Source organism: Streptomyces sp. YIM 130001 (assembly GCF_003574445.1).
Taxonomy (GTDB): Bacteria; Actinomycetota; Actinomycetes; order Streptomycetales; family Streptomycetaceae; genus Streptomyces.
Genome location: NZ_KZ984553.1, coordinates 1 through 12,938, shown reverse-complemented (window position 1 = coordinate 12,938; position 12,938 = coordinate 1). Strand labels below are relative to the sequence as shown.

Annotated in this window: 12 protein-coding genes; 7 read left to right on the top strand and 5 right to left on the bottom strand. The window is 71.2% G+C overall.

Annotated elements, in window-relative coordinates:
- Nucleotides 1–13 precede the first annotated feature (13 nt).
- Nucleotides 14–1,492 carry an NCS2 family permease gene (locus DSC45_RS12005; protein ID WP_119290016.1) on the top strand — a complete coding sequence of 493 codons (1,479 nt, stop codon included), beginning with the start codon at nucleotides 14–16 and terminating at the stop codon, nucleotides 1,490–1,492.
- Between the two features lie 327 nt (nucleotides 1,493–1,819).
- The gene (locus tag DSC45_RS12000) at nucleotides 1,820–2,734 is read left to right on the top strand and encodes a universal stress protein (RefSeq protein WP_162929198.1); all 915 of its coding nucleotides are present in this window, start codon (nucleotides 1,820–1,822) and stop codon (nucleotides 2,732–2,734) included.
- A 16-nt stretch (nucleotides 2,735–2,750) separates the two neighbouring features.
- Here the strand turns inward: DSC45_RS12000 and DSC45_RS11995 are convergent, their stop codons facing one another.
- Complete coding sequence (locus DSC45_RS11995; RefSeq protein WP_119290013.1) at nucleotides 2,751–3,362, bottom strand: TetR/AcrR family transcriptional regulator; 612 nt, start codon at nucleotides 3,360–3,362, stop codon at nucleotides 2,751–2,753.
- 113 nt (nucleotides 3,363–3,475) lie between these two features.
- On the opposite strand from DSC45_RS11995, the gene DSC45_RS11990 reads away from it, so the two are divergent.
- Both DSC45_RS11990 and DSC45_RS11985 read left to right on the top strand, forming a co-directional pair.
- Nucleotides 3,476–3,937 (top strand): hypothetical protein, encoded by a 462-nt coding sequence (locus DSC45_RS11990; RefSeq protein ID WP_346426656.1) that lies wholly within the window; start codon nucleotides 3,476–3,478, stop codon nucleotides 3,935–3,937.
- A 76-nt stretch (nucleotides 3,938–4,013) separates the two neighbouring features.
- A complete protein-coding gene (locus DSC45_RS11985; protein WP_119290009.1) occupies nucleotides 4,014–5,177 on the top strand; it encodes a winged helix DNA-binding domain-containing protein in 1,164 nt (387 codons plus the stop codon).
- On the opposite strand, the gene DSC45_RS11980 is transcribed toward DSC45_RS11985, so the two are convergent.
- The 3 genes from DSC45_RS11980 to DSC45_RS11970 form a co-directional block, all read right to left on the bottom strand.
- The gene (locus DSC45_RS11980) at nucleotides 5,141–5,803 is read right to left on the bottom strand and encodes a DedA family protein (RefSeq protein WP_119290007.1); all 663 of its coding nucleotides are present in this window, start codon (nucleotides 5,801–5,803) and stop codon (nucleotides 5,141–5,143) included. The two genes, DSC45_RS11985 and DSC45_RS11980, sit on opposite strands and share 37 nt — an antisense overlap.
- Nucleotides 5,796–6,599 (bottom strand): lysophospholipid acyltransferase family protein, encoded by an 804-nt coding sequence (locus DSC45_RS11975; RefSeq protein ID WP_240434593.1) that lies wholly within the window; start codon nucleotides 6,597–6,599, stop codon nucleotides 5,796–5,798. The genes DSC45_RS11980 and DSC45_RS11975 overlap by 8 nt, the downstream gene beginning before the upstream one ends.
- A 71-nt stretch (nucleotides 6,600–6,670) precedes the next feature.
- Nucleotides 6,671–7,426, bottom strand: coding sequence for a GNAT family N-acetyltransferase (locus DSC45_RS11970; protein ID WP_119290003.1), 756 nt, complete (start codon nucleotides 7,424–7,426; stop codon nucleotides 6,671–6,673).
- 251 nt (nucleotides 7,427–7,677) lie between these two features.
- Here DSC45_RS11970 and DSC45_RS11965 point away from each other — a divergent pair, with 251 nt between their 5' ends.
- Nucleotides 7,678–9,219: an AMP-binding protein gene (locus DSC45_RS11965; RefSeq protein WP_119290001.1), complete on the top strand. Its 1,542-nt coding sequence runs from the start codon at nucleotides 7,678–7,680 to the stop codon at nucleotides 9,217–9,219.
- A 222-nt stretch (nucleotides 9,220–9,441) separates the two neighbouring features.
- Here the strand turns inward: DSC45_RS11965 and DSC45_RS11960 are convergent, their stop codons facing one another.
- The gene (locus DSC45_RS11960) at nucleotides 9,442–11,130 is read right to left on the bottom strand and encodes an AMP-binding protein (protein ID WP_119289999.1); all 1,689 of its coding nucleotides are present in this window, start codon (nucleotides 11,128–11,130) and stop codon (nucleotides 9,442–9,444) included.
- Between the two features lie 183 nt (nucleotides 11,131–11,313).
- Between DSC45_RS11960 and DSC45_RS11955 the strand changes: the two genes are divergently transcribed.
- Together DSC45_RS11955 and DSC45_RS11950 are read left to right on the top strand one after the other, a co-directional pair.
- Nucleotides 11,314–12,159 (top strand): helix-turn-helix transcriptional regulator, encoded by an 846-nt coding sequence (locus DSC45_RS11955; protein ID WP_119289997.1) that lies wholly within the window; start codon nucleotides 11,314–11,316, stop codon nucleotides 12,157–12,159.
- A gap of 67 nt (nucleotides 12,160–12,226) precedes the next feature.
- Nucleotides 12,227–12,799, top strand: coding sequence for a TetR/AcrR family transcriptional regulator (locus DSC45_RS11950; protein ID WP_119289995.1), 573 nt, complete (start codon nucleotides 12,227–12,229; stop codon nucleotides 12,797–12,799).
- Nucleotides 12,800–12,938: the final 139 nt, after the last annotated feature.

Here is a 12,938-nt window from a genome sequence, read left to right as displayed (position 1 = left end):
TGGGAGAGGCACCATGACCCAGCAGTCCATGGAGCCCAGGGCAGTCGCCGACGACGCGGGTGACGGATCTCGCGTCCCGGCCGGCAGGTCCTGGCTCGACCGGTACTTCCACATAACGCAGCGCGGGTCGACCGTCGGCCGGGAGGTGCGTGGCGGCGTCACCACCTTCATGGCGATGGCGTACATCATCCTTCTGAACCCGGTCATCCTCTCGGTGCCCGACGCCACCGGAGCCAAGCTCGACGGCGATCAGCTCACGACGGCGACGGCGTTCGCCGCCGCTGCCACCACCATCGTCATGGGCCTGATCGGCAATGTGCCGCTCGCCCTCGCCGCGGGCCTCAGCGTCTCCGCGGTACTCGCCTTCCAGGTCGCACCGGAGATGACCTGGGGCAACGCGATGGCCATGTGTGTCATCTACGGCCTCATCATCATCCTGCTCGTGGTCACCGGGCTGCGGGAAATGATCATGAACGCCATCCCGCTGGCCCTCAAGCACGCCATCACCATGGGCATCGGCATGTTCGTCGCGCTCATCGGCTTCGTGCAGGCCGGTTTCGTCACCTCGATGCCCAGCAAGCACGGGGACATGGGCAGCAAGCCCATCCAGCTGGGCATCGACGACAAGCTCATCGGCTGGCCCGTCGTCTGCTTCGCCGTCACACTGCTGCTGATCTTCGCGCTGCAGGTGCGCAAGGTCCCCGGCGCGCTGCTCATCGGCATCGTCGGAGGCACCGTCTTCGCCGCCCTCGTCCACCAGATCGCGGGCCTCGGCAAGGATGCCTGGGGTCTCAACGCGCCCGTCCTGGACGGCTCGATCGTCTCCAGTCCCGACTTCGGGCTACTCGGCTCCGTCTCCTTCAGCGGGTTCGGAGACATCAGCACCATCACCGTCGGTGTCATCGTCTTCACCCTGGTCCTCGCGGGTTTCTTCGACGCGATGGGCACCATCATCGGCATCGGCCAGCAGGCCAACCTCGCCGACAAGAACGGCAAGATGCCGGGGCTCAACAAGGCCCTCGCCGTCGACGGTGCCGGCGGTGCGATCGGCGGCTTCGCCGGCGCCTCCGGCCAGACCGTGTTCGTCGAGTCGACCGCCGGCGTCGGCGACGGTGCGCGCACCGGATTCGCCTCCGTCATCACCGGGCTCGCCTTCACGCTCTGCCTCTTCTTCACCCCGCTCGCGCAGGTGATCCCCACCCAGGTCGCCTCCGCCGCCCTGGTGGTCATCGGCGCGATGATGCTCACCAACGCCAAGCACATCGACTGGAACGACCCGGCGACCTCGATCCCGGTGTTCCTGACGACCGTGCTGATGCCGTTCACGTACTCGATCACCGTCGGTATCGCGGCCGGTGTCATCGCCCACGTCCTGATCAAGGTCGTGACCGGCCGGATCCGGGACATCGGCTGGCTGATGTGGGTGCTGGCCCTGATCTTCGTGGCCTTCTTCTCCCTGCACGCCATCGAGGGCTGGCTGGGCGTGAACTAGCACGTCGCTCCGGACTCGCGGGCACTTCGGGACGGGAAGTGCCCGCGACCGCGTCGGCTGCCGCGGCCTCGGGGGAGGCGGCGGCAGCCGACGCGTGCTGTGAAGGGCTCGGCCTCGGCCGGGCCCTTCGGTCTGTCCCGTGGCGAGGTGCCGGCCCCCGGATGGCCCCGTCGTGGGTACGCGGCGAGCCGGCCGGACGGCGCGGCACTGTACGTCCGCAGCCTCGGCGTTCGCTCCCGGTCCGGCCCGGTGCGGAGGGTCGCCGCACCGGGCGGTACGGGACATTCCTGGCTGCGGGAGGCGGTACTCGTGGCGCACCCTGGACGTATGAGCAGCGACGACCTGGTAATCGCAGCAGTTGACGGCTCCGACCACAGCCTGAAGGCCCTCGACTGGGCCCTGGCGGCAGCGCAGTTCCGCGGGACCGAGGTGCTCGCCGTGCACGTGGGTTCCGGGGACACCGCCGCCCCCGCCACCGTCCATCCCGCATCCGTGTCCCCGGCGTTCGACCGCGATCTGGTGCGGCGGCGGATCAGTGAGCACATCGACGGACGTACGGGACTCCCGCCACTGAGCTATACGGCGGTCAACGGCCCGGTGGCCGGGACGCTCGCCGAGGTCGCACAGAACGCCACCCTGCTCGTACTCGGCTCCCGCGGGCTCGGCGGCTTCCGCAGCCTGTTGCTCGGCTCGGTCGGACGCAAGAGCGCGGCGCACGCGCCCTGCCCGGTGGTGATCGTGCCGGGCGACGACCGGGCCGCCGAGCCGGTACCACCCGGTGGGCACGGGCTGGTCGTCCTCGGTGTGGAGCCCGACGAGACGGACGACGACGTCGTCGAGTTCGCCTTTGCCGAGGCGCAGCGGCGCGGCGCCCGGCTGCAGACGGTCTCCACCTTCCTGGTCCCGCTCACCGCTCTCGCGGTCGTCGGCGAACTCGCCGTCGTGGACACGAACGACCCCGAGGCGCCGAGTGCGATCTCCGAGCTCGGCGACCTGCAGGCCACCCGCCTCGAGCCGTTCCGCGCGCGCTACCCCGATGTCGCCGTGCAGCCGGTGGTGCGGGCCGTCGACCCGGCCGGGCAGCTGGTGGACGCGTCGGTCAACGCGGACCTGGTGGTGGTCGGCCGGCATCGCCGACGGCTGCGCGCCGACACGATGGTGATGGGCTCGGTCACCAACGCGGTCGTGGCCCATGCCCACGGACCGGTCGCGATCGTCCCGCCGGGAGAGCGGGCGGAGTAGACCGCGGGCCCGAGCCTCAGTCCGCCTCGTCCGCGACCAGTGCCGGGGTCAGCGCGCGGGCGGCGTCCGCGAAGTACTGTTCGTCGGCTCCCGGGGCGAGGCCGAGAGCGGTGCCTTGGCCGAGTCCGGTCAGCAGCGCCCGAAGTGCGGTGGTGAGCCGCCGCGCCTGATCCGCCGTGACGGGGCTCCCGTCGTGGCTGCGGCCCGTCAGCAGTTCGACGAGCCGGCTCTCCTGTGCCCGTACGGACTCGGCGAGCCGCGCCCCGAGCTCGCGATCGTGCAGCGCCATCTCGAACAGCGCGATCTGCAGCGAGAACCCGGCCCGCGCCTGGGGGGCGTCCCACTCGCGCCGGCTGTGCCGCGCGAGGGCGTCGACCGCGTCCAGCAGGTCCCCTTCCGCGGGAAGGGCCGCTTCGAACCCCGCGTACTGGGACTGCAGCGTGTCCGATACCAGAGCGGCCACCAGACCGCCCTTGCTGTCGAACAGTGAATAGACGGCGCCGGTCGACAGGCCGGCCAGGTCGGCGATCTCCTCGAGCCTGGCGCGCGGGCCGTCCCGCGAGACGACCGCGAGTGCGGCGTCGAGCAGTGCCCGGCGGTTGCGCTCCTTGGTTTCCGCTCTCGTCATTCTCATAATGCCGTTATTCTAGTAATGAGATTACGGAAATTGCGGGTGCTGAGTCACGCGTCGTGCGACGGCTCGCACGCACCCGCGCGGGCAGCGCACGGGAGGGCTTGCTCATGACGCGAGGACAGGCCCGGGGCGCGGGTGCGGACCGGGCCATGGCCGAGGCGCCCGCGTTCCGGCGCGTCGGTGCCACTGCCGACGGTGCGATGAAGGTGCTGCTCGGGGTGGTCTTCGCGGCCTGCGCCTCGTGGGTCGGTGACCTGATCGGGGTCTCCAGCCTGCTTATGTGGTCGTCGGCCGCGGCGCTCCTGGTCGGCGGCGTCGTCGAACTCGCCTGCGTGCGGAGCCGGTCGCAGCGCCACTTCACCCGGCTGATGATCGCCTACGACAGTGGCTGGGCGCTGGCGGCCGCGGCCGGGCTGCTCACCGCCTGGCTCGGCGGCACCGCCGGGGGCGAGTTGTGGACCGGCTACCAGGTGGTGGCGCCGCTCGTGTTCGCCGGGCTGCTCCTGGCGTCCGGGCCGATGCGGACTGCGCCGGCGCCGCGGCCCGACGCGCCACGCTCCGCGGTGTGAACAACGGCCCACCTGCGTACGGCCCGAGCAGACATGCGGACCGTGATTGTCCTCAACTCCCGTTAGCGTTCCGGGTATGACGAACACTCCGCAGGTACTCGGCCCGCGCGCCCTGAACCGGGCCACCCTCAGCCGCCAGCTGCTCCTCGGCCGGTCGTCGATGGGCGCCGCGGAGGCCGTGGGCCACCTCGTCGGCCTCCAGGCGCAGAACGTCAAACCTCCCTACTACGCGCTCGCGGCCCGCCTGGCGGACTTCGACCCGGCGGATCTGTCCGGCGCGCTCGAGTCCCGGCGGGCGGTGCGCATGGTCACCATGCGCTCCACCATCCACCTGCACCTGGCCGACGACGCGCGCACTCTGCGCGGGTTCACCCAGCCGGCGATCGAGAGCGAACTGCGACAGTTCCGCAAGGGGCTCGTCGGCGTCGATCTGGACCGACTGGCCGAGCTCAGCCGGGAGTTCGCGGCGAAGGAGCCGCGTACGCTGCGGCAGCTCCGCGAAGAGTTGGCGGGCACCTGGCCGGACGCCGACCCCCGGGCGCTCGGCGTCGCGGCCCGTTGTCTGCTGCCTCTGGTCCAGGCCACCCCGCGAGGACTGTGGCGCCGCAGCGGGCAGGTGGCGCTCACGCCCCTCGACGAGTGGGTCGCCCCAGCCGCGTCCGGCGCCGAGGGATCCCGTGGCGCCGACGGCGCGGCGCAGTCGGACCCGGTCCGTGCCGAAGACGTGATCCTGCGCTATCTCGCCGCGTTCGGGCCCGCCTCCGTCAAGGACATGCAGACCTGGGCACGGCTCACCCGTCTGAGTGAGGCCTTCGGGCGGCTCGCGCCCCGGCTGCGTACCTTCCACGACGAGAGCGGCACGCTGCTGTACGACCTGCCGGACGCCCCGCGGCCCGACCCGGACACCCCGGCCCCGGCCCGCTTCCTGCCCGAGTTCGACAACCTTCTGCTGTCCCACGCGGACCGCACGCGAGTCGTGCCGGCCGAGTACAAGGGCCGTACCTGGCAAGGGAATTACGCGTACAGCGTGTTCCTCCTCGACGGGTTCCTGGCCGGCGTGTGGCGGCTGCGGGAGGACGGCGACACGGCCGTCATGACCATCGAGGCGTTCGGTACCCCGACCCGCTCGCAGAAGGCCGAGCTGACGGCGGAGGCGGCCGCGCTCCTGGAGGGGCCGCTGCACGCCGACAGCCCCTGGTCCGCCTACGACATCCGCTTCGGGCCGGTCGTGGGCACCTGAGCGGGCAGCTCATCGGCGCCCTGCCGCCCTGTCCGGTACCGCCTGCCCCACTCCACGGAGACCGAGACGAGCAGCACCACGGCGGACGACAACAGCAGTCCGTGCACCGGCTGTTCGGCGAAGGCGGCGCCGCCCAGCGCGCCGATGGTCACCGCCATCACCGCCCATATCGCCGTACCGACCGCGTCGAAGGCGACGAAACGCCGTAGGGGGTAGCCCATGCTTCCGGTGCACAGCGCGGACACCACCCGGCCGCCCGGCAGGTAGCGTCCGGCGACGATCAGCACCGCGGCATGCCGCTCCACCTGGGCACGCGCCCACTCCTGACGTGCAAGGCCCCGCTCGCCCCGCAACAGCAGCCGCAGCACCCGCGGACCGGCCCGACGACCCAGAACATGCCCGCCCACGTCCCCGGCCAGCGCGCCCGTGGCGGCGAGCAGGGTCAGCAGGGCGAGCCGTTGCGGGTCGGGGCCGATCAGGACCGCCGCCGTGACCACCGTCGTCTCGCTGGGCATGAAGGGCAGCAGCGCGTCCAGGCCGGCCGTCGTGAAGACGACCAGCCACAGCCACGGCGAGTCCACCACGCCCTGGAGCAGCCGCACGTACCCGTCGAGCCACTCAAGCATGTCGCCCCGTCACCGACTCCGGCCCCAACGTGCCTGTGGGGTAGGCGAGTTGCGACGGTTCGTCGCGCTCCGTGGAGGTGCGGGAACCGACGAGCGAGGAGTGCTGAGCGGCGGCGGCAAGGGCCCTGCGGTCCAGCCCCTCGCCCGGCCGGAGCGCCTCGTGCGCCTCGATCCGGACGGTGAGCCCGTCGGCCCGCGCCACCCGCCGCAGCGAGGTGGTGAACCCGTCGTCACCGACGAACGCCGCCACGGTGCTGGGTGTGCCGTGCTGCCGGTAGCTGATCGTCACCGGCCGCACCGGCGCACCCGCGTCGATCGCCGACTGGAACAACGCCCGGCGGAACGAACCGCCCGACTCCGTGCACCAGGTCGTCGCCTGCGGGAACACCATCACGGACTGCCCCGCGGTCAGCCGGTCACGCACGGCGGCCACGGCCCCCGGCAGAGCCCGGAGACGATCCCGGTCCAGGAAGCAGGTGCCGGCGCGGTGCGCCAGCCGCCCGATCAGCGGCCACGTCCCGACCTCGCGCTTCGCGACCAGCACCGCCGGTTCCCGGGCCAGCAGGGCCACCACGTCCAGCCACGACACATGGTCCGCCGCGATCAGCGTCCCCACCCTCCGGCCCCCGCCGGCCGGCACGCTCAACGGCGCGTCCGCGCCCTCGAGCCGTATCCCGAGGACCTCCAGGAACCTCCGGCTGCGCTCACGTATCGCCGCCGGCTCGGCCAGCGAGTCACCCGCGGCCAGTGAATCCGCCGCCACCGCAAGGAAGTCGACGCACCGTCGAACCGCCACCGAAGTCCGCACCGGCGGCGCCCGGTGTACCGCACACCGCGGTGTGCACGGCGAGACCGGTGTCCAGGCGCTCACCCCGCCTCCCCGAGGAAATAGCGGCGGTACCGGTCGCCGATGCGGTCCATGTCGAGCAGCACGTAGAAGTCGGCGACCCCGAACTCCGGGTCGTACGCGGGTGCTCCGCAGATCCACGCGCCGAGCCGCAGATACCCGCGCAACAGCGGCGGCAGATCGGTGTACTTGGCCGGCTCCGCGAGCGGACCGTCCGGCTGCCAGGCCCGTCGCGGGTGGACGCGCAGCTCGGGCGGCGCCGCGTGCTTGGCCGTGCCGAGCAGCCAGGCACTGGTCGCGGCCCGGGCGCCGCCCGCCAGCGGCACCGAGGCGCAGCCGCCCAGATAGCGGTGCCCGGAGAGCAGCACATAGCGCGCGAGCGCCGACCACATCAGGTTGATCACGGCGCCCGAGCGGTGGTCCGGATGCACACAGGAACGCCCCGCCTCCACCAGCTGCGGACGTATGCCCGCAAGCGATGTCAGCACGAACTCGCCGTCCGAGTAGAGCAGTTCGGACCGCCCGGGCGGCAGCAGCCGGTACGTTCCGACGACCTTGCCGGAGCCTGTCTCGGTCACCACCAGATGGTCGGCCACCGCGTCGAAGGAGTCGGCGTCGAGACCCGGCAGCGGTGAGTGCAGCCGGGCGCCCAACTCCTCGCCGAACACCTCGAATCGCAGCCGCTGGGCCGCCCGTACTTGATCCGGAGTATCGGCGATCGACACGGCATAGGTGCGGGAATCCGCGGTTACAGTGGGCAGGGCAGGACTGGGCATGGGTGGACCTCCATCGACTGGGGTGTCAGACCCCGCACGGCACCGTGAGCAGCGCAGCCGGGCGGGTCGCCTCTTGTCTTGCCGGGCCGTCGAGTTGCAGCTCGGCGGCCCGTTCCACTTCACGGTGCAGCGACGCGATGAACGTGTCAAAGACTTCTGACACTTGTCGGGGAAGGATGAGGGAAAGTCAGGGTCGCGTCAGGGTTCCTCCGGTCGCGGCCTGCGAAGAAGAGCGGGAGAGTGGGAGACCCATGCGCGTACCCATGACTGTCAGCGACTTCCTGGACCGGGCGGAACTCGGCTTCCGCGACGCCACCGGCGTCGTCGACGAACCGGACCAGCCCGCACCTTCGGTGCCCACCGCCACCTACGGTCAGCTGGCCGACCGGGTGCGGGCCTGGCAGGCGGGATTCGACGCCCTGGGCATCGGCGTCGGCGAGCGGGTCGCCGTGGTCAGTCACAACTCCGCCCGCCTCCTCGAGCTGCTGTTCGCGATCACCACCAGCGGCCGGATCTGCGTGCCGGTCAACTTCCGTCTGAGCCCCGACGAGGTGGACTACGTCGTCCGCCAGAGCGGTGCGTCCGTGCTGCTCGTCGACCCGGAGATCGACCAGGCACTGGCGGATGTCAAAGCACGCCACCGCTTCGTGCTCGGCGAGCAGACCGAGACGGAACTGATGCGCTTCGGAGTGCAGCCGCGGCCCTGGTCCGAGCCCGACGAGGACGCGACCGCGACGATCAACTACACGTCCGGAACGACCGCGCGCCCCAAGGGAGTTCAGCTCACCCACCGCAATATCTGGGTCAACGCCCTGACCTTCGGCCTGCACACCCGCGCCTGGGAGCGCGATGTCTACCTGCACACCTTGCCGATGTTCCACTGCAACGGCTGGGGCATGCCGTTCGTGATGGCCGGACTCGGTGCCAAGCAAGTGGTGCTGCGCAAGGTGGACGGCACGGAGATCCTGCGCAGGGTCGAGGAGCACGGCGTCACCCTGATGTGCGGAGCGCCCGCCGTGTGGAACGCGGTCCTGAACGCGGCCGCCACCTGGGACGGCGACATCCCGGGCCGCGACACGGTACGTATCGTCTGCGCGGGCGCGCCCCCGCCGTCCCGGACGATCCAGCGCGTCGGCGAGGAGCTGGGCTGGGAATTCACCCAGATCTACGGCCTCACCGAGACCTCCCCCGTCCTGACCTTCAACCGCACCCGCCCCGAGGACGACGCACTGCCCGCCGAGGAACGAGCCCGCAAACTCTCCAGGGCCGGCCTGCCCGCCCTCGGAGTGCGCCTGAAGGAGGGCGAGTCCGGCGAGGTCCTTGCCAGGTCGAACGTGGTCCTCGACGGCTACTGGGACAAGCCGGAGGAGACCGCGGCCGCTCTGCGGGACGGCTGGTTCCACACCGGTGACGGCGGCACCGTCGCCCCGGACGACGGCCACCTGGCGATCTCGGACCGCAAGAAGGACGTGATCATCACCGGCGGTGAGAACGTCTCGTCGATCGAGGTCGAGGACGCGGTCTTCAGCCACCCGGCCGTCGCCGAGGTCGCGGTCATCGGCGTACCGCACGCGAAGTGGGGCGAGACCATCAAGGCCCTGGTGGTACTCGCCGAGGGTGCCGAGGCGGACGAGGCGGAGATCATCGCCCACTGCAAGAAGCGCATGGCCGGCTACAAGGCGCCGACCACCGTCGAGTTCCGCCCGGCCATTCCGCGCACCGCCACCGGGAAGATCCAGAAGTTCAAGCTCCGTGAGCCGTACTGGTCCGGTCACGAGCGCGAGGTCAACTGACCTACACAGAAGGCGATTCGGACCCGGCCTCCAGGGTCCGGACGGCCACCCCCGAGGTGCCCGGTCGAGGCACCTCGGCGGCGGCCGTGCTCCAGGCGGTGTCCATGCGCGCGGCGCGGACATCCCCTGGAGTGCGCGGCATGCAGGGCGGAGGAGGCTCGCACGCCGCGCACGGCCGGCCGGCCGCCTTTCGGGGGGAGTACGGCCGGCCGGGGTCCACGGTCAGGCCCGGAGCTCCGGGAAGTCCTCGTACCTGAACTCCGTTGCGGGGCCCGTGCCATCGGCGGCAGCCGCGTTCTCGCGCCGGCGCAGCTCGACGCGGCGGATCTTGCCGGAGATCGTCTTCGGCAGTTCGTAGAACTCGATCCGGCGCACGCGCAGGAACGGCGCCAGGGTGTCGCGGGCATGCCTGAGGATCGCCAGCGCGGTCTCCCGGTCCGGCTTCCAGCCCTCCGCGAGAGCCACGTACGCCTTGGGCACCGAGAGGCGGGTCGGGTCGGGCTGCGGCACCACCGCTGCCTCCACCACCGCCGGATGCTCGATGAGCACGCTCTCCAGCTCGAACGGGGACACCTTGTAGTCCGAGGACTTGAACACGTCGTCGGTTCGGCCGATGTACGTCAGATAGCCGTCGGCGTCCCGCGAGGCGACATCGCCCGTGTGGTAGTAACCCCCTTGCATGGCATCGGAGTTGCGCTCCGCGTCATCCAGATAGCCCGTCATCAGATTGACCGGCCGCCGGGCCAGGTCCAGACAGATCTCGCCCTCGTCATCGGCCGGCTCCCCGGTCACCGGGTCGACCAGAAGCACCGGGACGCCGGGCAGCGGCCGGCCCATCGAACCGGGCTTGACCGGCTGGCCGGGGGAGTTGGCGATCTGCGCGGTGGTCTCCGTCTGTCCGAAGCCGTCCCGGATCGTCAGCCCCCAGGCCTCCTCGATCCGTGCGATCACCTCGGGGTTGAGCGGCTCGCCGGCGCCGAGAATCTCGCGCAACGACTCGGGACGCGGCCCGAGTTCGGACTGGATGAGCATCCGCCACACGGTGGGCGGGGCGCAGAAGGTGTTCACGCCCGCACGACGGATCTGCTCCAGGAGCGAACTGGCTTCGAAACGCGCGTAGTTGTACACGAACACCGTCGCCTCGGCGATCCACGGCGCGAAGAACAGACTCCATGCGTGCTTCGCCCAGCCCGGCGAACTGATCGTCAGATGCACGTCGCCCGGCCGCAGCCCGATCCAGTACATCGTCGTCAAATGGCCGACGGGGTACGAGGTGTGGGTGTGCTCGACCAGCTTCGGCTTGCTGGTCGTACCCGAGGTGAAGTACACGAGCAGCGGATCGTCCGGCGTGGTCGTCGCGGTGAACGGGCCGGCCGACTCCATGGCGTAGGCGTCGGCGAGCGGATGCCAGCCCGCGGCGGGTGAGCCGACCACGATGCGGGTGAACTCGCCCGCGACATCGGCGAACTTCGCGGTGTCGGCGTGGTTGGCGACCACGAACCCGGCCCGTCCGCGGTCGATCCGGTCGGCCAGATCCGCGGGCCCGAGCGCGACCGTGGTCGGCATGATGACGGCGCCGAGCTTGGCGACCGCCAGCATCGTCTCCCACAACTCGACCTGGTTGCCCAGCATGAGCAGGACGCGGTCGCCCTTGCCGACCCCGATGGACCGCAGCCAGGTCGCGATGCGGTCCGACCGGTCGACGAGCTCGGCGAAACTGTGCCGCTGCTCGGAGCCGTCCTCCTCGAGGATCCACAGCGCGGTGCGGTCGTTGCCCCGCGCGAAGGAGTCGAACCAGTCGGTGGCCCAGTTGAAGCGCTCCGGCAGCACCGGCCACTCGAAGGTCGCCACGGCCCGGTCGTAATCGCCGGCCAGGCCGACGAGAAGGTCGCGTGCGTCGCGGTAGTCCATGCGGTCATCCCATCGTGCAGTGGGCGTGACGGTGTCGCTTCCTCGTCTCTTCGTCCAAGGAGGCACCGCCACTTGTCCGAGGGATTGACGCCGCCAGGCGATCTTTCGCATTCTGGCCGCGCACGGCGCAGCCGGATACCCCCGAACGGGGGAGAGGGCCGTCGACGGAGGGATGGCGAGGAAGTGGCCGAACAGAGTGCGCCCGCGCCACAGCGGCGCGACAATGCCGACGCCTTCCGCACCGCCCTGCGCTCGGTGCGGCGCGAGGTCGGGGTGCCCTTCGCGTTCGCCGGTGACGCCTCGCAGCCCACGCTGCGGCTCTCGTACTTCAACGGAAACCGCACCGACGGACTCAGCGGACTGCTCGTGGAACGCGGCTTCGGCCTCGGCGGGCGCGTCCTCGACGAGGCGAGGCCCGGCACGGTCCACGACTACGCATCGGCCGGCACCATCACGCACGACTACGACGGTCCGGTGCTCGCCGAGGGCATCTACGCCGTCACCGCGGTACCGGTGGTCGTCCGCGGCGCCGCGCAGGGCGTGCTCTACGGCGCTGTCCGCGAGAGCGTCGCGCTCGGCGACCGGGTCACCGAGGGCCTGGTACGGGTGGCCCGCCGCCTGGCGGGGGAGCTGACCGTACGCCACGAGGTGGAGCGGCGTATCGAACAGCAGCTGGCAGCCGCCCGGGGGGCGGCGGAGGCGCGCGTCAGTGAGCGGCTGCGTGAGGCGCACGCCGAGCTGCGCAGCGTCAGCGCGGCGGTCGACGATCCGGAGCTGAGGCAGCGCCTTCAGCTGATCGCCCGGCGCCTGCAGCCGCAGCACGGGACACCGGTGGTGGTCCTGACGGCGCGCGAGACCGATGTGCTGGCACAGGTCGCCCTCGGCTGTACGAACGCCGAGACCGCGGACCGGCTCGGAGTGAAGCCGGAGACCGTCAAGTCACATCTCTCCAGCGCCCTGGGCAAGCTCGGCGTGAACAACCGACAGGCCGCCGTGGTGGCGGCACGCCGGGCGGGACTCCTGCCGTAGCGGCCCGGGGCGCACCTGCTCCCGATCACCGGGAAGCACCAGGGCGGCGCACGACTACGCTGGTCGCATGCCTTCCAGCCGTCGCACCGCACGCCAGGCCGACCTCATGGAACGCCTGGTGGCGCTGGTCCTCGCGGAGGGCTTCTCCGCATTCACCCTGGACGACCTCGTGGTGCGGCTGCGCTGCTCCAAGACCACGCTCTACCAGCTGGCGGGCAGCAGGCAGGATCTGGTGGTCGAGGCGGTCAAGCACTACTTCAGAGGCGCGACGACCGCCGTGGAGAAGCGAGTGGCCCAGACGTCCGCGCCGGCGGACCGGGTCCGCGCCTATCTGAACGCGGTGGCCGAGCAACTGCGGCCGCTGTCCCGCGAGTTCCTCGACGACATGGCCGACTTCCCGCCAGCCCGCCAGGTCTACGAGTCCAACACCCAACTCGCCGCGGACCGGGTGCGTCAGCTGATCGCCGAGGGGGTGTCGGCCGGCACGTTCCGCGAGGTGGACGCGGCGTTCGTCGGTGAAGTGGCTGCGGCGACCATGCGCCAGATCCAGCGCGGCGAACTCGGCGAACGCACCGGCCTCAGCGACTCCGACGCCTACGCCCAACTCGCCTCCCTGATCGTGCACGCGGTCTCGGCCTGAGACCTGAAGTCCGGGCCTGAAGTCCGGGCCTGAAGTCCGGGCCTGCCGCCTGAGGCGCGGCGCCCGAGCCCGCGCCCCGGACGGAGGGCCGCAACGCGCAGTCGCTATGGCTCACCGCCCCGGAAGTCCGGCGGATTAA